Raw genomic sequence first — 21,591 nt, 5'->3', positions numbered from 1 at the left:
TCATCCATGCAGTTTTCGTTCAAGCGTTCGGTTCTCGCCGTCACCCTGCTGACCCTGGCCGCGGGCCTGGCCCAGGCGGAAGAGGTGGTGCGCATCGGCTACCAGAAGTACGGCACCCTGATCACCCTCAAGGCCCGCGGCACGCTGGAGCAACGGCTGGCCAAGGACGGCGTCAAGGTGCAGTGGACCGAGTTTCCCGGTGGCCCGCAGCTGCTCGAAGGCCTCAACGTCGGCAGCATCGACTTCGGCGTGACCGGCGAGACGCCGCCGGTGTTCGCCCAGGCCGCCGGGGCTGACTTGGTCTATGTGGCCAACGAACCGCCGGCGCCCACTAGCGAGGCCATCCTGGTACCCAAGGATTCATCGATCCAGTCGCTGGCCGATCTCAAGGGCAAGAAGATCGCCCTGAACAAGGGCTCCAACGTCCATTACCTGCTGGTGCAGGCGCTGGCCAAGGCCGGCATTTCCTACAAGGACATCCAGCCGGTCTACCTGCCGCCGGCTGATGCTCGCGCCGCCTTCGAGCGCGGCGCGGTGGATGCCTGGGTGATCTGGGATCCCTACCAGGCCGCCGCCGAGACGCAACTGCAGGCGCGCACCCTGACCGATGCTACCGGCCTGGCCGACAACCACCAGTTCTACCTGGCCACCCGCAGCTTCGCCAAGGCCCATCCGGAGCAGGTCGGCGTCATCGTCGACGAGGTGCGCTCGGTGGGTGACTGGGCCAAGGCCCACCCGGACGAGGTGGCCGCACAGGTGGCGCCGCTGCTCAACCTGCCGCTGGCTACCGCCCTGACCGTGGTCAAGCGCCAGGGCTATGGCGCCCGCTTCATCACCCCGGAGGTGGCCGCGCAGCAGCAGAAGATCGCCGACGCCTTCGCCGCCCTCAAGCTGATTCCCAAGCCGCTGGTCATCCGCGACGTGGTGTGGACCCCGCCCGCCAGTCTGCAGACCGCTGCCAAACCCTGATTTCGCTTTCTGGAGAACGTCCCATGAGTCTCGACATCTTCTGGTTCCTGCCCACCCACGGCGATGGCCATTACCTGGGTACCGCCGACGGCGCCCGTGCCGTCGACCACGGCTACCTGACTCAGATCGCCCAGGCCGCCGATCGCCTGGGCTTCGGCGGGGTGCTGATCCCCACCGGCCGCAGCTGCGAGGATTCCTGGCTGGTGGCCGCCTCGCTGATCCCGGTCACCCAGAAGCTCAAGTTCCTGGTGGCGCTGCGCCCCGGGATCATCTCGCCCACGGTGGCGGCGCGGCAGGCGGCGACCCTGGATCGCCTCTCCGGCGGCCGGGCGCTGTTCAACCTGGTCACCGGGGGTGATCCGGACGAACTGGCCGGTGACGGCCTGCACCTGTCCCACAGCGAGAGATACGAGGCCTCGGTGGAGTTCACCCGCATCTGGCGCCGGGTGCTGGAAGGCGAGAAGGTGGACTACGAGGGCAAGCACATCCAGGTCAAGGGCGCCAAGCTGCTCTATCCGCCGCTGCAGCAGCCCCGTCCGCCGCTGTATTTCGGCGGTTCCTCCGAGGCCGCCCAGGACCTCGCCGCCGAGCAGGTGGAGCTGTACCTGACCTGGGGCGAGCCGCTCGACGCCGTGCGCGAGAAGATCGAGACGGTCAAGGCCAAGGCGGCCGCCCTGGGGCGCACCGTGCGCTTCGGCATCCGCCTGCACCTGATCGTCCGCGAGACCAACGAGGAAGCCTGGAAGGCCGCCGACCGGCTGATCGCCAACCTGGACGACGCCACCATCGAGAAGGCCCAGGCTGCCTTCGCGCGCTTCGACTCGGTCGGTCAGCAGCGCATGGCCGCCCTGCACAAGGGCCGCCGCGACAACTTGGAGATCGCCCCCAACCTCTGGGCCGGCGTCGGCCTGGTCCGTGGCGGGGCCGGTACCGCCCTGGTCGGCGACGGCCCCACCGTGGCGGAGCGAGTCAAGGAATACGCCGCCCTGGGCATCGATACCTTCATCTTCTCCGGCTATCCGCACCTGGAAGAGTCCTACCGGGTGGCCGAGTTGCTGTTCCCGCACCTGCCGGTCAAGCGGCCGACCCAGGTGGAAGGGGCCAACTACGTGAGTCCCTTCGGCGAGATGGTGGCCAACGACATCCTGCCGCAGAAAGCGGCGCAGAGCTGAGGGAGGCCGGCATGAGCAGTACGACCGAACGCCAATTGCAGCGGCTGGCGCCCTGGGTGGTCCCGGTGGCCCTGATCCTCGCCTGGCAGCTGTCGGTGAGCAGCGGCCTGCTGTCCAGCCGCATCCTGCCGTCGCCGGCCGCGGTGCTGGAGGCCGGCTGGAGCCTGGTCAAGAGCGGAGAGCTGTGGCAACACCTGGCCATCAGCGGCTGGCGCGCCGGCATCGGCTTCGCCATCGGCGGCAGCATCGGCCTGGCGCTGGGCTTCATCACCGGCCTGTCTAAATGGGGCGAGCGGCTGCTCGACAGCACCCTGCAGATGGTCCGTAACGTGCCGCACCTGGCGCTGATCCCGCTGGTGATTCTCTGGTTCGGCATCGACGAGTCGGCCAAGCTGTTCCTGGTGGCCCTGGGGGTGTTCTTCCCCATCTACCTGAACACCTACCACGGCATTCGCAACGTCGATCCGGCGCTGGTGGAGATGGCCCGTAGCTACGGTCTTTCCGGGGCGCGGCTGTTCTGGCACGTGGTATTGCCGGGTGCGCTGCCGTCCATCCTGGTGGGGGTACGCTTCGCCCTCGGCCTGATGTGGCTGACGCTGATCGTCGCCGAAACCATTTCCGCCAGCTCCGGCATCGGCTACCTGGCGATGAACGCCCGGGAATTCCTGCAAACCGACGTCGTGGTGCTGGCCATCCTGCTCTACGCGGTGCTCGGCAAACTGGCGGACCTCGCCGCCCGCGGCCTCGAGCGCGCCTGGCTGCGCTGGCATCCGGCCTATCAGAAGGGGGCCCACGCATGACCAATCTCCAAGCCTTCCCGCCCTTGGCGCGGGGCATCGCCCTTAAGCTGCAACAGGTGGTGAAGAAGTTCGGCGAACGCACCGTATTGCATGGGATCGACCTGGAGATCCCGGCCGGCCAGTTCGTCGCCGTGGTGGGCCGCAGTGGCTGCGGCAAGAGCACCCTGCTGCGCCTGGTAGCCGGTCTCGACAAGGCCAGCGGTGGCAACCTGCTGGGTCAGGACGAACCCCTGGCCCAGCACCGCGAAGACACCCGGCTGATGTTCCAGGACGCGCGTCTGCTGCCGTGGAAACGCATCATCGATAACGTCGGCCTGGGCCTCAAGGGCGACTGGAAGCCCAAGGCGCTGGAAGCCCTGGAGGCGGTCGGCCTGGCCGATCGCGCCCAGGAATGGCCCTCGGCGCTCTCCGGTGGCCAGAAGCAGCGCGTGGCCCTGGCCCGCGCCCTGATCCACCAGCCGCGCCTGCTGCTGCTCGACGAGCCGCTGGGCGCCCTGGATGCCCTGACCCGCATCGAGATGCAGCAACTCATCGAAGGCCTCTGGCAGCGCCACGGCTTCACCGTGCTGCTGGTCACCCACGACGTGGGCGAGGCGGTGGCCCTGGCCGACCGCGTGGTGCTCATCGAAGACGGCCACGTCGGCCTGGATCTCGACGTCAACCTGGCGCGTCCCCGGGCTGCCGGCGATGCCCAGTTGGCCCGCCTGGAGGCCGAGGTACTCGCTCGCGTGCTGCAGCAACCGCTCAATCCCGATCTACCCGAAATCGTGCAACCCCTGCCCACGCAACTGCGCTGGGCCTATTGATCGTTCATCCGAGGAGTTCTGCCATGACCATCAAGGCCATCAACGTTCGCAACCAGTTCAAGGGCACCATCAAGGAAATCATCGAAGGCTCGGTGCTCTCCGAGATCGACGTCCAGACCGCCGCCGGCATCGTCACCTCCGTCATCACCACCCGCTCGGTCAAGGAGCTGGAACTGGTCGTCGGCAGTGAAGTGATCGCCTTCGTCAAATCCACCGAGGTGTCCATCGCCAAGCTGTGATGGGAGCCGGTGGTGAGAAAACCCGCCCTGGTGGCGGGTTTTTTGTTTTGGCTTGATGGTGTTGGGCTTCGCTGGCGCTCAGCCCAACCTCCGAAGTGGCGCGATGGCATAGGTGGGATTGCTCGCAGCGAAGCCCAGGGTGTTCCCGGTTCGAGAGGGCCAATGCCCCCAGGCGCCGCCGCCCGAGGGAGAAACGCCAACGCCCCGGCTGAACCAGGGAAGCGCCTGGGGCCGGGGCGTTGCGAAAGAGTGGGAAGGGCGGTGGTTCAGGCGACGCGCAGGCCCTGGAAGGAGCCGAGCTTCGCCAGCTGGATCAGGCCTTCTTCCCACTGATGGTGTCCGGAGCGGGTATTGATGTGCCCGGCGCCAGGGAGCACCTCCAGGTCGCTACCCCAGTCGCGTGCCAGGGCTTCGGCTTGGGGCAGACTGATGGCGTGGTCGTTGTCGGAGGTCACCATCCGCGAGGGGAAGGGCAGCGGCTGCCGGGGCAGCGGGGCGAAGCCTACCAGCTCCGCCGGGCAGCCGGGCCGCTCCACATCGGCCGGTGCCACCAGCAGCGCGGCCAGCACACGTTGCCGCCGCGCTAGGGTGGCGCTGGCTGCCCAATGCGCCACCGTCACGCAACCCAGGCTATGGGCGATCAGCACCACGGGAGCCACCGCCTGGGCGATGGCCTGGTCGAGGGTAGCGACCCAGCGTTGCGGATCGGGGTGCTGCCAATCCGCCTGCTCGACCCGCCGCGCATCCGGTAGGCGGCGTTGCCAATGGCTCTGCCAATGATCAGGGCCGGAGCCTTGCCAGCCGGGAAGGATGAGATAGCGGGTCATGGCGGGTCTCCGCGATGAAAAGGGGAGAGCCGATAGTGACGGCGGATGAGCCGTACGAGAAAGAATAAAAGGCGCTTTGGTTATGCCGTGGGGTTTAGGCTCAACGGCTATAGGTCGGCCGTGGCGGGCCGCCGAGGTGGCCGCGTCCAAGGAACTTCGGCATCTATTGATCGCGGCCATGGGCCGCTCCTACAGGAAACGGATACTCCCGTAGGAGCGGCCGCCTTGGCCGCGATTGCATCGATGAAACCCCGGGGACAGAGCTACTCGTTCCGCCCCAACCGGTCCACCTCTTGCAACCAGCGCAAGCGCTGCTCCTCGTCGGCGGCTCTTACCGGCGAGTACTCGTGCACCTGCAGCACCTGGATGCCGCAGGCTTCGAGGCCTTCCTGGATGCCCTGGCGGTGCGGGGCCTGGTTGCGCAGGCGTTGCCAGGGGGAGGGCGGGGTATCGGAGGTGACCAGCAGCTCGGCGCTGCGCCCGGCCAGCAGGGGCTCGCCGCCCCAGGTCTGGTCGCGCTGGGCGAAGGCGAAGCCCGGTTGCAGGACGCGTTCGAGAAAGCCGGCCAGCAGCGCCGGCAGGCCGTTCCACCACACCGGATAGATGAACACCAGATGCTCGGCCCAGTGGATCTGCCGCTGGGCTTCCAGCAGGTCCGGTTCCAGTGTCTGCGAGAGGTCATAGCCCTCGCGCAGCACCGGGTCGAATTGGGCCTCGGCCAGCTTGAGCTGGCGTACCACCTGGCCGCTGGCCTGGGCGCCCTGGACATAGGCGTCGGCCAGCGACTGGCAGAAACTGGCGCGCTTGGGATTGCCCTGGATGACCAGCAGGCGCCGGCCATCCCCTTCCAGCGGCGTGGCGCCGCGGAATTCAGCCACGGCCACCGGCTTCCAGCATGGTTTCCGGGCGTACCCACTCGTCGAACTGGGCGTCGGTCAGGTGGCCGAGTTCCAGCGCGGCGGCGCGCAGGGTCTTGTTCTCGGCATAGGCCTTCTTGGCGATCTCGGCGGCCTTGTCGTAGCCGATGTGCGGATTGAGCGCCGTCACCAGCATCAGCCCCTGTTCCAGGTGTTCGGCCATCTTGTGCTCGTCCGGCTCCATGCCGGTGACGCAATGGGTGTTGAAGTTGCGGCTGCCGTCGGCTAGCAGGCGGATGGATTCGAGCACGTTGTGGGCGATCACCGGCTTGTAGACGTTGAGCTGCAGGTGACCTTGGCTGGCGGCGAAGCCGACGGTGACGTCGTTGCCGATCACCTGGCAGGCCAGCATCGACAGCGCCTCGCACTGGGTCGGATTGACCTTGCCCGGCATGATGGAGCTGCCCGGTTCGTTGGCCGGCAGCTTGACCTCGGCGAAACCCGCGCGCGGACCGGAACCCAGCAGGCGCAGGTCGTTGGCGATCTTCATCAGGGCCACGGCCAGGGTCTTCAAACCGCCGTGCAGGGCCACCAGCGGCTCATGGCCGGCGAGGGCGGCGAACTTGTTCGGCGCGGTGACGAAGGGCAGGCCGGTGAGCTCGGCGATTTCCTTGGCGATGGCTTCGTCGAAGCCCTTGGGCGCATTGAGGCCGGTACCCACGGCGGTGCCACCCTGGGCCAGTTCCAGGACGGCCGGCAGGGCGTTGCGGATGGCCCGCTCGGCGAGGTCGAGCTGGGCGACGAAGGCCGACAGTTCCTGGCCGAAGGTCACCGGGGTGGCGTCCATCATGTGGGTGCGACCGGTCTTGACCAGGTTCTGGTAGCGTGCTGATTGCAGCGCCAGGCCGCCGGACAGCTCGGCGATGGCCGGCAGCAGGTCGTTCTGCACCGCCAGGGCGGTGGCGATGTGCATGGCGGTGGGGAAGCAGTCGTTGGAACTCTGGCCGCGGTTGACGTGGTCGTTGGGATGGACCGGCTGCTTGCCGCCCATGCCGTTGCCGGCCAGCTCGTTGCTGCGCCCGGCGATGACCTCGTTGACGTTCATGTTGCTCTGGGTGCCGCTGCCGGTCTGCCAGACCACCAGGGGAAACTGATCGTCGTGGAAGCCGTCGAGGATCTCGCTGCTGGCCTTCTCGATCAGGGTGGCGACGTCTTCCGGCAACTCACCGAGGCGCAGATTCACCCGTGCGGCCGCCTTCTTCACCGTGGCCAGGGCATGCACCACCGCCAGCGGCATCTGCTGGTTGCCGATGGCGAAGTTTTCCAGCGACCTCTGGGTCTGGGCGCCCCAGTAGACATCGTCGGCCACTTCGATGGGGCCGATGCTATCGGTTTCGGTACGGCTCATGGCGGTCTCCGCTCGTAGGTTGAGGATCCAGCTAGGTTGGGCAGCAGGTTAGCGCCAGGGTTCCCAAATGGGAAGTGTTCTCACTTGCGGGATTGCCGTCGCTGGCAGTTCAGCTGGCATTCAGCCCGTCTCTGCCAGACTTTCCGTCCATTTTTCGCATCCTCAAGGACGCCCATGAAGAAGACTCTCCGAACGCTCGGTGCCCTCGTCCTGCTGTCCAGCGCGAGCGGCTTGGCCCTGGCCGACGCCAAAAGCCACGCAGCCGACGCAGAGCGCTTTCTCAAGCTGGCCAACGCCGACAAGCTGACCACCCCGGTCTATGCCCAGGTGCAACAACTCTTCGCCCAGCACTTCGAGCAGGCCAAGGCGCCGGCCAAGAAGGCCGTGCTGGAAAGCTACACCGCGCGTGCCAACCAGGCGCTGGACAGCACCATCGGCTGGGAAAAGGTCAAGCCCGACCTGGTCAAGCTCTACACCGATACCTTCACCGAAGACGAGCTGGAAGGCCTGATCAAGTTCTACCAGTCGGACCTCGGCAAGAAGATGCTGGCGACCCTGCCGCGGCTGTCGGCGCAGTCCGCCGAGCTGACCCAGGCCAAGCTGGAGCTGGCGGTACCCAAGGTCAACGGCATCCTCGCCGAGATGGACAAGGAACTGGGCGTCAAGCCGCCGGCCGGGGCAGGCAACGCCACGCCGCCCGCCAAGCGCTGAGCCCAACCTCAGCCGAAGCCCGGACCCGTTCCGGGCTTCGTCGTTTTCGGGCCGACGGCGGCGATTCCGGCCGGTGGCCGCGCTCGCTAGAATGACGGCTCTCACAGTCGAGGTATCCCCATGAGCATGCGCGAACGTATCCAGTCCAGCCTGGGCCTGTTGCAACCCGAGCACCTGGAGGTGCTGGACGAAAGCCACATGCACAGCCGTGGCCAGGAGACCCACTACAAGGCGGTGGTGGTCAGCGAACACTTCGCCGGGCTCAATGCGGTGAAGCGCCACCAGAAGGTCTACGGCACCCTGGGCGAGCTCATGGGCCAGTTCCATGCGCTGGCGCTGCACACCTATACCCCGGAGGAGTGGGCGAGCCAGGGCCAGGCACCGGATTCGCCCACCTGCCGGGGCGGCAGCCAGCGCGACCTGACGGGCTGATCTCAAGACGCGACTGTTCGGCAGCGAAACGATTGGTTAAAATTTGACCGGCGCCGGCATCCTTGCCGGCGTTTTCGTCTAACCGGTCCGCCCTTTGCGAGGGCGACCCCTGGGAAATCGAAGATGACCGACAATATCGTCGTGGCGGCTCTGTACAAGTTCGTCACGCTGGACGACTACGTCCAATTACGTGAACCCCTGCTGCAGGCGCTGCTGGCGAACGACGTCAAGGGCACCCTGCTGCTGGCCGAGGAAGGCATCAACGGCACCGTCTCCGGCAGCCGTGAAGGCATCGACGCCGTGCTCGCCTGGTTGCGCGCCGATCCGCGCTTGGTCGATATCGACCACAAGGAATCCTATTGCGCCGAGCAGCCGTTCTACCGCACCAAGGTCAAGCTGAAGAAGGAGATCGTCACCCTGGGCGTGCCCGGCGTCGATCCCAACCAGCGCGTGGGCACCTACGTCGAGCCGCGGGACTGGAACGCCCTGGTGGACGATCCCGAGGTGCTGGTGATCGATACCCGCAACGACTACGAGGTGGGGATCGGCAGCTTCAAGGGCGCCATCGATCCCCAGACCAAGAGCTTCCGGGACTTTCCCGCCTACATCCGCGAGCACTTCGATCCGGCCCGGCACAAGAAGGTCGCCATGTTCTGCACCGGCGGCATCCGCTGCGAGAAGGCCTCCAGCTTCATGCTGCAGGAGGGTTTCCCCGAGGTGTTCCACCTCAAGGGTGGCATCCTCAAGTACCTCGAAGAGGTGCCGGCGGCCGAGTCGCGCTGGGAAGGCGAGTGCTTCGTCTTCGACAACCGGGTGACCGTGACCCATGAGCTGGCCGAGGGGGTCTACGACCAGTGCCATGCCTGCCGCAATCCGGTGTCGCCGCAGGACATGCAATCGCCGCACTACAGCCCCGGCATCAGTTGCCCGCACTGCTGGGATTCGCTGTCGGAGAAGACCCGCGCCGGCGCGCGCGAGCGGCAGAAGCAGATCGAACTCGCGCGCCTGCGCAACGAGCCCCATCCCATCGGCCGCGATCCGCGGCTGAACGCCATGCCCAGCCTCGAGGAGGTTTAGGATGCCCGGTCGCCTGCTCTATGTGATGGACCCCATGTGTTCCTGGTGCTGGGGCTTCGCCCCGGTGGTGGATCGCCTGGCCGAGCGGGCGGCCGCCCAGGGCATTCCCCTGCGCCTGGTGGTGGGTGGACTGCGCCGCGAGCGGGTGGCCCAGGACACCGCCAGCCGGGTGCGCACCCTGGCCTACTGGCAGGCGGTGCAGGAAACCACCGGCCAGCCCTTCGCCCTGGATGTGGGGCCGCCGGAAGGCCTGGTGTACGACACCGAGCCGGCCTGTCGTGCCCTGGTCGCCGCGCGCCAGCTCGACGAAGACGCCGTCTGGGGGCTGGCCAAGCGCATCCAGCAGGCCTTCTATGTCGAGGCCCGCGACGTCACCCAGCCGGCGCTGCTGGTGGCTCTGGCCGAGGCCAGCGGCCTGCCGCGCATCGAATTCGCCCCGCTGTTCGACGGTGAGCCCGCGCACCAGGCCACCCAGGCGGACTTCGACTGGGCGTTGAATCTGGGCATCGCCGGCTTTCCGACCCTGCTGGCCGAACGCGATGGCCAGCTGGCCCTGATCACCAACGGCTACCAGCCGCTGGCTGAGCTGGAGCCGCTGCTCGACGCCTGGCTGACCCGCGGCGCGCAACCGGCGTGAGTCTGGTCATCGACGAGCGCCTGACGCTGCCCGAGCAGGAGATCCAGCTCACCGCGGTACGCGCCCAGGGCGCCGGTGGCCAGAACGTCAACAAGGTCTCCAGCGCCGTCCACCTGAGATTCGACATCCAGGCCTCCTCGCTGCCGGAGGCACTCAAGGAGCGCCTGCTGGCCCTGCGCGACCAGCGCATCAGCCGTGACGGCGTGGTGGTGATCAAGGCGCAGCAGTACCGCACCCAGGAGCAGAATCGCGCCGACGCCCTGGAGCGCCTGGCCGCCCTGATCGCTACCGCCAACGTCCCGGAAAAACCCCGGCGCCCCACCAAGCCGACCTATGGCTCCAAGCAGCGCCGCCTGGAAGGCAAGTCCCGCCGCAGCGGCCTCAAGGCCAGCCGTGGGCGGGTGGATTTCTAGGCCTCGGCTTCTTCACGCGCCAATGTCTTCAGCCAGTCGCCGACGGCCACCAGCGCCGCGTCCTGGCGGCTACGGCTGGGCATCACCAGGTAATAGCCCAACTCGGTCGATACCGGCTCCGCCGTCACCTGGACCAGTCGACCGCTCGCCAGGGCCTCGTGCACGAAGCGCCGATTGACCATGGCCAGCCCCTGGCCGGCGAGGGCGGCGTCGATGGCCAGGGCGGCCTGGTTCATGTGCAGCTCCTGGTGCGCCGGCTCGCCCTCCAGCACCGCCGACCAGTCGGCTTGGCCATCGTTGAGCAGCGGATAGCGGGCCAGCGCCGCGCCGCTCAGGGGTAGCGGCTGGGCGCCGATCAGTGCGGGGCTGGCCACTACCACCAGGTCGGCGAAGAGAAAGTCCGCCATCACCCCTCGCAGGGTGGGACGGCGGACGAGGCGCACGGCCAGGTCGACGCCATCCCGGGCGAAGTCGACCAGGACATCGCTGGCCAGCACCCGCAGTTCGATAGCGGGATGGGCGCTGGCGAAGGTGGGCAGCGCAGGGATCAGGCACTTCGCGGCGAAGCTGGGCGTCACGCTGACGGTGACGATCCGCTTGAGCCTGAGCAGGGCGTCGGTGGCTTCCCGTAGCACGTCGAAGGCGCGCTGTACCTCGAGAAAATAGGCGTGGCCGCGGTCGGTCAAGCGCACGCCGCGGCGCTGGCGCAGGAACAGTGGAAAACCCAGGCGCTCCTCCAGTTGGCGCACCTGTTGGGCGACCGCCGCCTGGGTGACGGAGAGTTCCACGGCCGCTGCCTGGAAGCTGGCCCGGCGGCCGGTGGCTTCGAAGGCTTGCAGTGCTTTCAACGACGGTAAGCGTGGGCTGGCTGCCATGGTTCCTGACCCTAGTTTGGCTACTGGCTGAAGGCAGTGGATAGCGTGCCAGGAATTTACCGAAATCCGCTACATAGGGGCTTCTAGCAGAGGATTCGGCCAAGGTCGCCAGGAGGGGGATATGGGACTTACCGCAGCACTGTTCGGAGCGCTTGGCCTCTGTTGGGGCGCCAATTTCATCTACATGAAGCTGGCGGTGGAGATCATCTCGCCGGCCCAGATGACACTGCTGCGGGTCGGTTGTGGCTTCGTGCCCCTGGCCCTGGTGGCCTGGCGGCGGGGCGTGCTGCGGTGGGAGCAGGGGCGCCTGCTCCCGCAGTTCCTGGTCATGGCACTGCTGGCCACGGCCTTCTACTACTTCGCCATCGCCAAGGGCACCACGCTGCTGCCATCCGCCGTCGCCGGGGTCTTGGGCGGTACCATCGCCTTATTCACCACCCTGGCCAGCCTGGTGTTCCTGCGCACGGAGCGGCCCACTGCGGCCATGTGCGGAGGTGTACTGCTGGGCTTTCTCGGCGTGGTCCTGCTGATCGCCCCCTGGCAGGCCGCGAGTCAGGAGCTGGATGGCCGGGGCGTACTCTGGATGCTGGGCGCCGCCGCCTTGTTTGGCTGCTCCTACGTCTACGTCGGCCGCTATCTGGCGCCCCATGGCCTGCCGCCCCTGGCCTTGGTGACCTGGCAGATGGGCTTGGCCTTGGCGGTGTTGCTGGTGGTCACCGATACCGCCGGCATGGCGACGCTCTGGCAGTACCCACGGGCGCTGGCGGGGGTAACGCTTGGCTTGGGTGTGCTGGGGACCGGAATGGCCTTCCTGCTCTATTACGCCCTGCTCGAACGCCTGGGCGCGGTCGCTTCGGCGGCGGCGACCTATCTGACCCCCGCGGTCGCCCTGTGCATCGGTTGGGCCAATGGCGAAGCCGTCGGCCTGCGGGAGGTGGCGGCGGCCGGGGTGATCCTGCTGGGGATCGCCGTGGTGCAATGGGGGCGACGCTCCACCGTCCGCTAGCGCACCACGATCAGCGCACTGCCGGCGGTTTCCAGCATGTTGCGAGTGTTGCTGCCCATGAAGAAATGCCGCAGCCGTGAATGTCCGTAGGCGCCCATCACCACCAGTTCCAGGCCGTGCTGCTTGCGGTAGCGCTCCAGGCCCAGCTCGACGTCGCCATCGGTGATGGCGGTGGTGACCTGGCGGCCTCCGGCTGTCAATTCGTCGGCTGCGCGGGCGAGGGCGGCGCGGCGTTCTTCGCGCTCGCGGCCGACCGTCACCACATGGCAGGCGAGGCCGTCGAACAGGCGGCAGTGGGCGACCCAGGTCACTGCCTTGCGCGCGCTGCTGCTGTCGTCGTAGGCCAGCAGTACGCCCTTGGGCTCGACGAATTGATGGCCGGCCACCAGCAAGGGGCGGTGCAACAGGCGGATGGCGCTTTCCAGGTGGCGACCGATCAGCCGCTTGGGCGGACTGTCCTCGCCCTGGCGCCCCAGCACGATGAGGTCGAAGTCCTCCTGCAGGCTTTCCAGGGAGCCCATCAGGTCACCGTGTTGCAGCACCGCCCCGGCGCAGCGGGCCTGTCGTTCTTCCACCCGCAGCTGCGCCGCGTCGAGCAGGAGTCGCCCCTGGTCCTCGGCCAGGCTGCCCCGGCGGGCGTCCAGCGCGGCTAGCTCGGTGAGCAGGTGTTCGCGGTTGACCAGCAGGGGCGGCGGGGTGCCGTTGCCGGGTTTGGGAAAGCGCCGCTGATCCAGCACATGCAGCAGGGTCAGCGGAGCATCCAGGGTAGTGCCGGCCCAGGCGGCGAAGTCGCAGACGGCGGCGCTGACGGCTGAGCCGTCGAGGCAGGCGAGGATCTTGGACATGGCCGCGGGTCTCCGGACAGAGGACATTGCTGGGACAGACCCGGCGGCGGCGTCCGGGGTTCAATCGCCGAGGGCGAGGTCGTCGCTCACGCCACCGCGGCGCAGCAGCTGCTTGCAGCGCGCTGACAGGTGCAGCACCCGTACCCGCTTGCCGGCCTTGGCGTAGCGCTCGTGCAGGGTGCGCAGCGCGGCCACGGCGGAGTAGTCGACGAAACTCAGGTGGCGGCAGTCCACCACCACCCTGGGCGGATCGCCGGCCGGGTCGAACTGGTTGAGAAAGGTCGCGGTGGAGGCGAAGAACAGGGTGCCGTGCACCTGGTAGCTCTTGCTGCCGTCGGTGTCCAGGTGGCTGTCGGCATAGAGCCGGCGCGCGTGCTGCCAGGCGAAGTTGAGTGCCGCCAGCACGATGCCGCAGAGCACGGCGATGGCGAGGTCGGCGAACACGGTGATGACGGTGACCGCCACGATCATCAGCATGTCGCTGCGCGGCACCCGGTGCAGCACCCGTAGCGAGGCCCAGGCAAAGGTCTGCTGGGCGACCACGAACATGGTGCCGACCAGTGCCGCCAGCGGAATGCGCTCGATCAGCGGGGAGAGGAACAGCACGAAGAGCAGCATCAGCACCCCGGCGACCAGCCCCGACAGTCGCCCGCGACCACCGGAACTCAGGTTGATCATGGTCTGGCCGATCATGGCGCAGCCGCCCATGCCGCCGAACAGCCCCGAGACGAGGTTGGCGGCGCCCAGCGCCACGCACTCGCGGTTGGGATAGCCGCGACTCTCGGTGATCTCGTCGGTGAGGTTCAGCGTCAGCAGGGTTTCCAGCAGGCCGACCAGCGCCATCAGCACCGCATAGGGCAGGATGATCCGCAGGGTGTCGAGATTCCAGGGGATGTCCGGCCAGGCCAGTTGCGGCAGGCCGCCGGCGATATGGGCCATGTCGCCCAGGGTGCGCGTCGGCAGATCGAACAGGTAGACCGCGAGGCCGACGCCGAGGATGGCCGCCAGCGCCGGCGGCACGGCGCGGGTCAGCCGCGGCAAGAGCCAGATGATGGCCATGGTCGCCGCGGTCAGGCCGAGCATCAGGTACAGCGACGCGCCGCTGAGCCAGGCGCCCCCCTGCTTGAAATGTTCCAGCTGGGCCAGGGCGATGACGATGGCCAGGCCGTTGACGAAACCCAGCATCACCGGGTGCGGCACCATGCGGATCAGCTTGCCCAGGCGCAACAGGCCGAAGGCGATCATCAACAGTCCGCCGAGCACTACCGTGGCCAGCAGGTACTGCACGCCGTGCTGCACCACCAGGGCGACGATGACCACCGCCATGGAGCCGGCGGCACCGGAGATCATGCCGGGGCGGCCGCCGAAGAGCGCGGTGAGGGTACAGATGAAGAAGGCGCCATAGAGCCCCATCAGCGGATTGAGCTGGGCGACCAGGGCGAAGGCGATGCACTCGGGCACCAGGGCGAAGGACGTGGTGAGGCCGGCCAGGATGTCGGCGCGGGGAGAAGCACTTTTCATGGCGTATCCAGAACGGGCGATGGCACGGCAGGGCGCGACCGGGAAGAGATGACAGGGCAGGACGAAGCGGGCACACGCCGTGATGGGGCGGTTACCGGAGGAGGGGTGTTGCTATGGCGGCGTCGGCAGGTGCTTGGACATGGGGGCGGGGTCCGAAGGCAGCGCGAGGAAAGTTAGCCAGCTTAGCATGACTTGTCGGCGCTGCCGAATCGACGGGATAGACGGGTCGCGCCGAAGGCCCTTCGCCAGCCGTCAGCGGTCCACGGCCGATTGACCCGCGCGGGTAAGGCGGGTGATGACCCGGTGCCGGCAGAGCAACGCCGACCGAGTTTGAGGCACGGGGGGATCGGCGGGCAGCTCCGGGTTGAGGACGGAAGGTGGCCTTCCATTGATCGGCGACAGGAGCGAAGCGCTCGATAAGCCAAATGATTGAGGTACTCTTGCCTCAGGGCCTGGCTATGCACCGGGCCCAGCCTGAAACGAGGATAAGAACCGTGGATATGAACCGTCGGCAATTCTTCAAGGTCGCGGGAGTCGGCCTTGCGGGATCCAGCCTGGCGGCGTTAGGCATGGCCCCCACCGCCGCCTTCGCTGACCAGGTGCGCCATTTCAAACTGGCGCACACCGTGGAAACCCGCAACACCTGTCCCTATTGCTCGGTCGGCTGCGGCCTGATCATGTACAGCATGGGTGACCGGGCCAAGAACGTGGCCCAGAACATCATTCACATCGAGGGCGACTCCGACCATCCGGTCAACCGTGGCACCCTCTGCCCGAAAGGCGCCGGTCTGCTGGATTTCATCCACAGCCCCAATCGCCTCAAGTACCCCGAAGTCCGCAAGCCCGGCAGCAACGAGTGGACCCGCATCAGCTGGGACGAGGCGCTGGGGCGCATCGCCACCCTGATGAAGGAAGACCGCGACGCCAACTTCATCGCCACCAACGACCAGGGCCAGACGGTCAATCGTTGGTTGACCACGGGCTTTTTGGCCGCCTCGGCGTCCTCCAATGAAACCGGTTATCTGACGCACAAGATCGCGCGGAGTCTGGGCCTGCTGGCCTTCGACAACCAAGCACGCGTCTGACACGGCCCGACGGTGGCAGGTCTTGCCCCGACGTTTGGCCGTGGTGCGATGACGAATCATTGGAGTGACATCAAGAACGCCAATCTCGTCCTCATCATGGGCGGCAATGCCGCTGAAGCGCATCCGTGCGGCTTCAAGTGGGTCACCGAGGCCAAGGCGCACAACAACGCCCGGCTGATCGTGGTCGATCCGCGTTATACCCGTTCCGCCTCGGTGGCGGATTACTACGCGCCGATCCGCACCGGCAGCGACATCGCCTTCCTGGGCGGGCTGATCAACTACCTGATCACCCACGACAAGATCCAGCAGGAGTACGTCCGCAACTACACCGATGCCGGGTTCCTGGTGAAGGAAGGCTTCACCTTCGAGGACGGTCTCTACAACGGCTACGACGCCGAGAAGCGCACCTATACCGACAAGGTGAACTGGGGCTACCAGATCGGCGACGACGGCTTCGTCAAGATCGATCCGACCCTGCAGGATCCGCGTTGCGTCTTCCAGTTGATGAAGCAGCACTACAGCCGCTACACCCTGGAAGTGGCCAGCCAGACCTGCGGCACGCCGACCGATGCCATTCAGAAGATCTGGGCGGAAATCGCCGAGACCTCGGCGCCCGGTCGCGTCATGACCATCCTCTATGCCCTGGGCTGGACCCAGCACTCCATCGGCGCGCAGATCATCCGCTGCGGCGCCATGGTGCAGCTGCTGCTGGGCAACATCGGCCTGCCCGGTGGCGGCATGAACGCCCTGCGCGGTCACTCCAACATCCAGGGGCTCACCGACCTCGGCCTGCTGTCGATCCAGCTGCCCGGCTACCTGACCATCGGTGGTGACGGCGAGCAGGACTACAACGCCTTCATCACCAAGCGCGCCAGCAAGCCGCTGCGCCCGGGCCAACTGAGCTACTGGCAGAACTACGGCAAGTTCCATGTCAGCCTGATGAAGGCCTGGTACGGCGACAAGGCCACCAAGGACAACGACTGGTGCTATCACTGGTTGCCCAAGGTCGATGTCACCGGCGCCGGCTACGATGTGCTGCGCTATTTCGACATGATGGGCAAGGGCCAGGTCAACGGCTACGTCTGCCAGGGCTTCAACCCCATCGCCGCCTTCCCCAACAAGGCCAAGGTGCTGCGCGGGCTGTCCAAGCTCAAGTGGCTGGTGATCATGGATCCGCTGGCAACCGAGACCTCGGAATTCTGGCGCAACCACGGCGATCACCACGACGTGAAGACCGCGGACATCCAGACCGAGGTGTTCCGGCTGCCCACCACCTGCTTCGCCGAGGAAGACGGCTCCCTGGTCAACTCCAGCCGCTGGCTGCAGTGGCACTTCAAGGGCGCCGAGGCACCCGGGGAAGGGCGCAGTGACATCGCCATCATGTCCGAGTTGTTCATCAAGCTGCGCGAGGCCTATGCCAAGGACGGCGGGGCCTTCCCCGATCCGATCCTGGGGCTGTCCTGGCCCTACGCCAAGCCCGAGGAGCCTTCGCCCGAGGAACTGGCCAAGGAGTTCAACGGCTACGCCGTCACCGACGTGCTGGACGCCAAGGGCGCGGTCTCGGCCAAGGCCGGCCAGCAACTCGCCGGCTTCGGCCAGCTGATGGACGATGGCAGTACCGCCTCGGGCTGCTGGATCTTCTGCGGGGCCTGGACCGAACAGGGCAACCAGATGGCCCGGCGTGACAACAGTGATCCCTTCCACATGGGGCAGACCCTGGGCTGGGCCTGGTCGTGGCCGAACAACAGGCGCATCCTCTACAACCGGGCCTCCTCGGATCTCCAGGGCAAGCCCTGGGACCCGAGCAAGAAGCTGGTGTGGTGGAACGACAAGGCGCAGAAGTGGGGCGGCACCGACGTGCCGGACTACAAGATCGACGCCAAGCCGGCCGACGGCATGAGTCCCTTCATCATGAACCCCGAAGGGGTGGCGCGTTTCTTCGCCCTGGACAAGCTGGCCGAGGGGCCCTTCCCGGAGCACTACGAGCCATTCGAGACGCCCATCGGCGTCAACCCGCTGCACCCCAACAACCGCAAGGCCCTGAACAGCCCGGCGGCGCGGGTGCTCAAGGACGACTGGGCGGACTTCGGCGACCGCAAGGACTTCCCCTATGCGGCCACCACCTACCGCCTGACCGAGCACTTCCACTACTGGAGCAAGCACTGCCGGCTCAACGCCATCGTCCAGCCGGAGCAGTTCGTCGAGATCGGCGAGGTGCTGGCCAAGCAGAAGGGCATCGCCGCGGGTGACCTCGTGCGCGTGACCTCCAAGCGCGGCCACATCGTCTGCAAGGCGGTGGTGACCAAGCGCATCCGGCCGCTGCAGGTCAACGGCGAGACGGTGCACCATGTCGGCATCCCCATCCACTGGGGCTTCTCCGGCGTGGCGCGGATGGGCTATCTGGCCAACACCCTGACCCCCTTCGTGGGTGACGGGAACACCCAGACGCCCGAGTTCAAGTCGTTCCTGGTCAACGTGGAGAAAGCGTGATGGCAAGCCAAGATATCTATGCCCGCTCCGCGACCACCACGGCCTACACGTCCGTGCGCACCCAGGCGGAAGTGGCCAAGCTGATCGACGTGTCCAAGTGCATCGGCTGCAAGGCCTGCCAGGTCGCCTGCTCGGAATGGAACGAGCTGCGCGACGAGGTGGGCCACAACCACGGCACCTACGACAACCCGGCGGACCTTACTGCGGAGTCCTGGACCCTGATGAGGTTCACCGAGCACGAGGACGAGGCCGGCAAGCTGGAGTGGCTGATCCGCAAGGACGGCTGCATGCACTGCGCCGAGCCGGGTTGCCTGAAGGCCTGTCCGAGTCCGGGGGCCATCGTCAAGTACGCCAACGGCATCGTCGACTTCAACCAGGACCACTGCATCGGCTGCGGCTATTGCATCGCCGGTTGCCCCTTCGATATCCCGCGGATCTCGAAGAAGGACAACAAGGCCTACAAGTGCTCGCTCTGTTCGGACCGGGTCGGCGTGGGGCTGGAACCCGCCTGCGTGAAGACCTGCCCGACCGGCGCCATCACCTTCGGCACCAAGGACGCCATGAAGGAGCACGCCGCCGAGCGCATCGTCGATCTGAAGAGCCGGGGCTACGAGAACGCCGGGTTGTACGACCCGGCCGGGGTAGGGGGCACCCACGTCATGTACGTGCTGCACCATGCCGACCAGCCGCAGCTGTACAACCACCTGCCGAAGGATCCGACCATCAGCCCCAGCGTGGGCCTGTGGAAGGGCTTCACCAAGCCCCTGGCGCTGTTCGCCATGGGTGCGGCGGTGCTGGCCGGCTTCTTCCACTACGTGCGCGTCGGCCCCAACCGGACCGATGACGACGACGAGGTGGTCGAGGCGCCGCCCTCCACCGCGGGCGATGCGCCCAAGGGAGAGGTCAAGCAGCTGAGTCCGTCCGTGCAGATCTTCGATCCGCACGACAAGCAGCCCTAGAGCCGGAGGCCCCCGGTCCGGCCGGGGGCGTCTTGGGAGACTTCAGATGAAACCTGAAATCCAGCGTTACAACGCCAACGAGCGGACCAACCACTGGATCGTGGCGATCCTGTTCTTCATGGCCGGGCTGTCGGGGCTGGCGCTGTTCCACCCCGCGCTGTTCTGGCTGTCCAACCTGTTCGGCGGCGGCACCTGGACACGCATCCTGCACCCCTTCATGGGCGTGGCGATGTTCGTCTTCTTCGCCTTCCTGGTGATCCGCTTCTGGCGGCACAACAAGATCGGCCGCGAAGACGCCCAGTGGCTCAAGCAGATCAACGATGTCCTGAACAACCGCGAGGAGAAGCTGCCGCCGATCGACAAGTACAACCCCGGGCAGAAGATCCTGTTCTGGGTGCTGCTGGCCTGCATGCTGATCCTGCTGGTCAGCGGCGTGGTCATCTGGCGGCAGTACTTCGCCCACCTGTTCCCCATCCCGGTGATCCGCCTGGGCGCCCTGGCCCATGCCTTCGCCGCCTTCGTGCTGGTGCTGTCGATCATCGTGCACATCTATGCCGGGATCTGGATCAAGGGCTCGGTGAGCGCCATGCTGACCGGCTGGGTGAGCCGGGCCTGGGCCAAGAAGCACCACTCGCTGTGGTACGAGAAGGTCACCCGCGAGAAGAAGTGAGTCTTTTTGTTGGGCTTCGCTGTGCTCAACCCAACCTACGGATGAGGTGCGTGGGATTTCCCCCGCGCACCGATCTGGCTCCCTCTCCCTCCGGGAGAGGGTTGGGGTGAGGGCCGCAATTCCAGGTTGGGCCGAGCGCAGCGAAGCCCAACCACCCAACCTCCCCGCTATCCTGAATCTTCCATCGTCCATTGTTTGCCTAAGGAGCCCTGCCATGGCGGGCCAGATCCTAGAGCCCGGCGAAATCGAAGCCGCGGCCGTCAATCCCGATTTCATCCTGCTGCCCGGGGGCGAGCTGTTCGGCTATCGCGCCGACCGCCTGCGCCTGCTGGCCGCCGGCAATGCCCTCGGCGACTACCTGCTGCTGATGGCCGAGCTGTGCGAGGCCCAGCAGCGGGTCTTCGATAGCCTCGCCCCCCTGCCGCTGGACGAGGCGCGCAGCGCCCAGAGCCTGCAGCATGGCCTGCCGCCGCTGAGCTACGACACCCTGGTCCGCGAAGGCGACTGGCTACCGGCGCTGGACGCCCTGCTGGCGGCCCTCCAGATCGCGCAGTCGCCCGTGCAGGCCGCCCTCGACGCCTTGCGCCACGCCGATGCCGGCCAGCGCAAGGCCTGGGCCATCGCCCTGCTGGCGGGCAGCTACGAACTGGTGCCGGCCGCCGTGGTGCCCTTCCTCGGCGCCGCCCTGCAACTGGCCTGGACCCACTGGCTGCAACGCAGCGACTTCAGCGCCCTGCGCGAGCAGGGCAGCCAGACGACCTGTCCCTGCTGTGGCGCGCCGGCCATGGCCGGGGTCATCCATCACCTGGGCAAGGCCAATGGCCTGAGGTACCTCACCTGCTCGCTGTGCGCCTGCGAGTGGCACTTCGTGCGGGTCAAGTGCAGCCATTGCGAGACCGGCAAGGGCCTGGGCTACTACTCCCTGGGCACCGACGACGCCAATGCGCAGAAGGCCCCGCTGCGCGCCGAGACCTGCGCCCACTGCAAGACCTATCTCAAGCACCTCTATCGCGACCACGATGCCCGCAGCGAACCGCTGTCCGCCGACCTCGCCAGCCTGGCGCTGGACGTGCGCCTGGCGGAAGAGGGCTATGAGCGCCACGCGCCCAACCTGCTGTTCGCCCCGGGCTGAAGCCAGACGATGGGCCGCCGGCTAGGGTAGGGCGGCCTCGTCGTCGAAGATCGTCTCTATGGGTTGGGCGAAGAGGCGTGCGATCTGGAAAGCCAGCGGCAGGCTTGGGTCGTAGCGGCCATTCTCGATGGCATTGACCGTCTGGCGCGATACACCCAGGCGTTCGGCAAGGTCCTGCTGGGACCATTGGCGCTCGCCACGCAGCGCCTTGAGCCGGTTCTTCATCGGTAGCGCCAGCGTGCCATGCCCAGCCCGATGATCCAGGTCAGGCCCATCAACGGCCACACCATCAGCCACGAGAGCGGCGGGGCACCTACGTTCTGCAGGAAACCGTAGCTGAAGGTGGTCAGCGCCGTGGCCGCGAAGGCGAAGGCCAAGGCTTCGAACTGGATGCGCAGCTGCAGCTCGTCCAGTCGCCGCAGTTCCCGTAGCACCACCCAGCAGAGCAGGCCGCACGGCAACACGGGCGCCAGGCTAATCAGGGCGCGCATCAGCAGCGGACTCTCGCCGAACCGGTGCAGCAAGAGCAGGGACAGGGCCAGGATTACCAGATAAAGCAGCATGGTCGCGGTGAATTCAAGGGTGTAGCGCTTCATCGATGGCTCTCCAGGTAAAGGACGCTTTCCATTATGGGCACTGGGGTAGGTTTGTAAAGGAGGC

The 21,591-nt window shown here is 66.9% G+C and carries 23 protein-coding genes; 15 read left to right on the top strand and 8 right to left on the bottom strand.

The window, feature by feature from the left end; translation table 11 throughout:
* Positions 1 to 6: 6 nt before the first annotated feature.
* Genes FSV73_RS18705 through FSV73_RS18685 form a run of 5 tightly spaced genes read left to right on the top strand, consistent with a single transcriptional unit; the run spans position 7 to position 3,986 of the window.
* Positions 7 to 969: a sulfonate ABC transporter substrate-binding protein gene (locus tag FSV73_RS18705; protein ID WP_145009666.1), complete on the top strand. Its 963-nt coding sequence runs from the start codon at positions 7 to 9 to the stop codon at positions 967 to 969.
* A gap of 23 nt (positions 970 to 992) precedes the next feature.
* Positions 993 to 2,141: an FMNH2-dependent alkanesulfonate monooxygenase gene (gene ssuD, locus FSV73_RS18700; protein WP_145009663.1), complete on the top strand. Its 1,149-nt coding sequence runs from the start codon at positions 993 to 995 to the stop codon at positions 2,139 to 2,141.
* A gap of 11 nt (positions 2,142 to 2,152) precedes the next feature.
* On the top strand, positions 2,153 to 2,941 hold the full coding sequence (ssuC, locus tag FSV73_RS18695) for an aliphatic sulfonate ABC transporter permease SsuC (protein WP_145009660.1): 789 nt from the start codon (positions 2,153 to 2,155) through the stop codon (positions 2,939 to 2,941).
* Positions 2,938 to 3,747, top strand: coding sequence for an aliphatic sulfonates ABC transporter ATP-binding protein (gene ssuB / locus FSV73_RS18690; RefSeq protein ID WP_145009657.1), 810 nt, complete (start codon positions 2,938 to 2,940; stop codon positions 3,745 to 3,747). Before ssuC ends, ssuB begins: the two co-directional genes overlap by 4 nt.
* Before the next feature lie 23 nt (positions 3,748 to 3,770).
* Positions 3,771 to 3,986, top strand: coding sequence for a TOBE domain-containing protein (locus FSV73_RS18685; protein ID WP_010795839.1), 216 nt, complete (start codon positions 3,771 to 3,773; stop codon positions 3,984 to 3,986).
* 266 nt (positions 3,987 to 4,252) lie between these two features.
* On the opposite strand, the gene FSV73_RS18680 is transcribed toward FSV73_RS18685, so the two are convergent.
* From FSV73_RS18680 to FSV73_RS18670, 3 genes are all read right to left on the bottom strand, one after another.
* Positions 4,253 to 4,813 (bottom strand): RBBP9/YdeN family alpha/beta hydrolase, encoded by a 561-nt coding sequence (locus FSV73_RS18680; protein WP_145009653.1) that lies wholly within the window; start codon positions 4,811 to 4,813, stop codon positions 4,253 to 4,255.
* 263 nt (positions 4,814 to 5,076) lie between these two features.
* Positions 5,077 to 5,697 carry an NAD(P)H-dependent oxidoreductase gene (locus FSV73_RS18675; protein ID WP_145009650.1) on the bottom strand — a complete coding sequence of 207 codons (621 nt, stop codon included), beginning with the start codon at positions 5,695 to 5,697 and terminating at the stop codon, positions 5,077 to 5,079.
* Complete coding sequence (locus FSV73_RS18670; protein WP_145009647.1) at positions 5,684 to 7,078, bottom strand: class II fumarate hydratase; 1,395 nt, start codon at positions 7,076 to 7,078, stop codon at positions 5,684 to 5,686. The genes FSV73_RS18675 and FSV73_RS18670 overlap by 14 nt, the downstream gene beginning before the upstream one ends.
* A gap of 174 nt (positions 7,079 to 7,252) precedes the next feature.
* Here FSV73_RS18670 and FSV73_RS18665 point away from each other — a divergent pair, with 174 nt between their 5' ends.
* The 5 genes from FSV73_RS18665 to arfB all read left to right on the top strand — a co-directional run bounded on the left by FSV73_RS18665 (position 7,253) and on the right by arfB (position 10,348).
* On the top strand, positions 7,253 to 7,789 hold the full coding sequence (locus FSV73_RS18665) for a DUF2059 domain-containing protein (protein ID WP_145009644.1): 537 nt from the start codon (positions 7,253 to 7,255) through the stop codon (positions 7,787 to 7,789).
* A 120-nt stretch (positions 7,790 to 7,909) separates the two neighbouring features.
* Positions 7,910 to 8,221, top strand: a complete 312-nt coding sequence (locus FSV73_RS18660; protein WP_145009641.1) for a BolA family protein — start codon at positions 7,910 to 7,912, stop codon at positions 8,219 to 8,221.
* 123 nt (positions 8,222 to 8,344) lie between these two features.
* The gene (gene trhO / locus FSV73_RS18655; protein ID WP_145009638.1) at positions 8,345 to 9,298 is read left to right on the top strand and encodes an oxygen-dependent tRNA uridine(34) hydroxylase TrhO; all 954 of its coding nucleotides are present in this window, start codon (positions 8,345 to 8,347) and stop codon (positions 9,296 to 9,298) included.
* A gap of 1 nt (position 9,299) precedes the next feature.
* Positions 9,300 to 9,935, top strand: a complete 636-nt coding sequence (locus FSV73_RS18650; RefSeq protein WP_145009635.1) for a DsbA family protein — start codon at positions 9,300 to 9,302, stop codon at positions 9,933 to 9,935.
* Between the two features lie 2 nt (positions 9,936 to 9,937).
* Entirely contained in the window at positions 9,938 to 10,348 is a 411-nt protein-coding gene (gene arfB / locus FSV73_RS18645; protein WP_145009736.1) for an alternative ribosome rescue aminoacyl-tRNA hydrolase ArfB, read from the top strand.
* Here the strand turns inward: arfB and FSV73_RS18640 are convergent.
* Complete coding sequence (locus FSV73_RS18640; RefSeq protein ID WP_186309270.1) at positions 10,345 to 11,196, bottom strand: LysR substrate-binding domain-containing protein; 852 nt, start codon at positions 11,194 to 11,196, stop codon at positions 10,345 to 10,347. The two genes, arfB and FSV73_RS18640, sit on opposite strands and share 4 nt — an antisense overlap.
* A 148-nt stretch (positions 11,197 to 11,344) precedes the next feature.
* On the opposite strand from FSV73_RS18640, the gene FSV73_RS18635 reads away from it, so the two are divergent.
* A complete protein-coding gene (locus FSV73_RS18635; protein ID WP_145009629.1) occupies positions 11,345 to 12,229 on the top strand; it encodes a DMT family transporter in 885 nt (294 codons plus the stop codon).
* Here FSV73_RS18635 and FSV73_RS18630 read toward each other — a convergent pair.
* Both FSV73_RS18630 and FSV73_RS18625 read right to left on the bottom strand, forming a co-directional pair.
* Complete coding sequence (locus FSV73_RS18630; protein WP_145009626.1) at positions 12,226 to 13,074, bottom strand: universal stress protein; 849 nt, start codon at positions 13,072 to 13,074, stop codon at positions 12,226 to 12,228. The genes FSV73_RS18635 and FSV73_RS18630 overlap by 4 nt on opposite strands.
* Before the next feature lie 60 nt (positions 13,075 to 13,134).
* Positions 13,135 to 14,595 carry a SulP family inorganic anion transporter gene (locus FSV73_RS18625; protein WP_145009623.1) on the bottom strand — a complete coding sequence of 487 codons (1,461 nt, stop codon included), beginning with the start codon at positions 14,593 to 14,595 and terminating at the stop codon, positions 13,135 to 13,137.
* Between the two features lie 494 nt (positions 14,596 to 15,089).
* Here FSV73_RS18625 and fdnG point away from each other — a divergent pair, with 494 nt between their 5' ends.
* From fdnG to fdhE, 4 genes are all read left to right on the top strand, one after another.
* On the top strand, positions 15,090 to 18,170 hold the full coding sequence (gene fdnG / locus FSV73_RS18620) for a formate dehydrogenase-N subunit alpha (protein WP_145009620.1): 3,081 nt from the start codon (positions 15,090 to 15,092) through the stop codon (positions 18,168 to 18,170).
* Complete coding sequence (fdxH, locus tag FSV73_RS18615; RefSeq protein ID WP_145009617.1) at positions 18,170 to 19,129, top strand: formate dehydrogenase subunit beta; 960 nt, start codon at positions 18,170 to 18,172, stop codon at positions 19,127 to 19,129. Before fdnG ends, fdxH begins: the two co-directional genes overlap by 1 nt.
* Before the next feature lie 46 nt (positions 19,130 to 19,175).
* Positions 19,176 to 19,799: a formate dehydrogenase subunit gamma gene (locus FSV73_RS18610; protein WP_145009614.1), complete on the top strand. Its 624-nt coding sequence runs from the start codon at positions 19,176 to 19,178 to the stop codon at positions 19,797 to 19,799.
* A 214-nt stretch (positions 19,800 to 20,013) separates the two neighbouring features.
* On the top strand, positions 20,014 to 20,931 hold the full coding sequence (gene fdhE / locus FSV73_RS18605; RefSeq protein ID WP_145009611.1) for a formate dehydrogenase accessory protein FdhE: 918 nt from the start codon (positions 20,014 to 20,016) through the stop codon (positions 20,929 to 20,931).
* Between the two features lie 21 nt (positions 20,932 to 20,952).
* Here fdhE and FSV73_RS18600 read toward each other — a convergent pair whose 3' ends face one another.
* Positions 20,953 to 21,156 (bottom strand): helix-turn-helix transcriptional regulator, encoded by a 204-nt coding sequence (locus FSV73_RS18600; protein ID WP_145009607.1) that lies wholly within the window; start codon positions 21,154 to 21,156, stop codon positions 20,953 to 20,955.
* Positions 21,153 to 21,527: a hypothetical protein gene (locus FSV73_RS18595; protein WP_145009604.1), complete on the bottom strand. Its 375-nt coding sequence runs from the start codon at positions 21,525 to 21,527 to the stop codon at positions 21,153 to 21,155. The genes FSV73_RS18600 and FSV73_RS18595 overlap by 4 nt, the downstream gene beginning before the upstream one ends.
* Positions 21,528 to 21,591: the final 64 nt, after the last annotated feature.

Source organism: Pseudomonas oryzihabitans, assembly GCF_007665395.1.
GTDB lineage: Bacteria > Pseudomonadota > Gammaproteobacteria > Pseudomonadales > Pseudomonadaceae > Chryseomonas > Chryseomonas psychrotolerans_C.
The sequence above is the reverse complement of the archived record's forward strand: the minus strand, read 5'-3'. Positions and strand labels throughout refer to the sequence as shown.

Bases quoted from the DNA above. Each gene is read 5' to 3' on its own strand.
- trhO (WP_145009638.1), top strand. From the start codon at position 8,345: ATGACCGACAATATCGTCGTGGCGGCTCTGTACAAGTTCGTCACGCTG.
- FSV73_RS18680 (WP_145009653.1), bottom strand. From the start codon at position 4,813: ATGACCCGCTATCTCATCCTTCCCGGCTGGCAAGGCTCCGGCCCTGAT.
- FSV73_RS18630 (WP_145009626.1), bottom strand. From the start codon at position 13,074: ATGTCCAAGATCCTCGCCTGCCTCGACGGCTCAGCCGTCAGCGCCGCC.
- FSV73_RS18665 (WP_145009644.1), top strand. From the start codon at position 7,253: ATGAAGAAGACTCTCCGAACGCTCGGTGCCCTCGTCCTGCTGTCCAGC.
- FSV73_RS18685 (WP_010795839.1), top strand. From the start codon at position 3,771: ATGACCATCAAGGCCATCAACGTTCGCAACCAGTTCAAGGGCACCATC.
- fdhE (WP_145009611.1), top strand. From the start codon at position 20,014: ATGGCGGGCCAGATCCTAGAGCCCGGCGAAATCGAAGCCGCGGCCGTC.
- FSV73_RS18610 (WP_145009614.1), top strand. From the start codon at position 19,176: ATGAAACCTGAAATCCAGCGTTACAACGCCAACGAGCGGACCAACCAC.
- FSV73_RS18600 (WP_145009607.1), bottom strand. From the start codon at position 21,156: ATGAAGAACCGGCTCAAGGCGCTGCGTGGCGAGCGCCAATGGTCCCAG.
- ssuB (WP_145009657.1), top strand. From the start codon at position 2,938: ATGACCAATCTCCAAGCCTTCCCGCCCTTGGCGCGGGGCATCGCCCTT.
- FSV73_RS18595 (WP_145009604.1), bottom strand. From the start codon at position 21,527: ATGAAGCGCTACACCCTTGAATTCACCGCGACCATGCTGCTTTATCTG.
- ssuC (WP_145009660.1), top strand. From the start codon at position 2,153: ATGAGCAGTACGACCGAACGCCAATTGCAGCGGCTGGCGCCCTGGGTG.
- FSV73_RS18670 (WP_145009647.1), bottom strand. From the start codon at position 7,078: ATGAGCCGTACCGAAACCGATAGCATCGGCCCCATCGAAGTGGCCGAC.
- fdxH (WP_145009617.1), top strand. From the start codon at position 18,170: ATGGCAAGCCAAGATATCTATGCCCGCTCCGCGACCACCACGGCCTAC.
- FSV73_RS18660 (WP_145009641.1), top strand. From the start codon at position 7,910: ATGAGCATGCGCGAACGTATCCAGTCCAGCCTGGGCCTGTTGCAACCC.
- FSV73_RS18650 (WP_145009635.1), top strand. From the start codon at position 9,300: ATGCCCGGTCGCCTGCTCTATGTGATGGACCCCATGTGTTCCTGGTGC.
- FSV73_RS18635 (WP_145009629.1), top strand. From the start codon at position 11,345: ATGGGACTTACCGCAGCACTGTTCGGAGCGCTTGGCCTCTGTTGGGGC.
- FSV73_RS18705 (WP_145009666.1), top strand. From the start codon at position 7: ATGCAGTTTTCGTTCAAGCGTTCGGTTCTCGCCGTCACCCTGCTGACC.
- FSV73_RS18625 (WP_145009623.1), bottom strand. From the start codon at position 14,595: ATGAAAAGTGCTTCTCCCCGCGCCGACATCCTGGCCGGCCTCACCACG.
- ssuD (WP_145009663.1), top strand. From the start codon at position 993: ATGAGTCTCGACATCTTCTGGTTCCTGCCCACCCACGGCGATGGCCAT.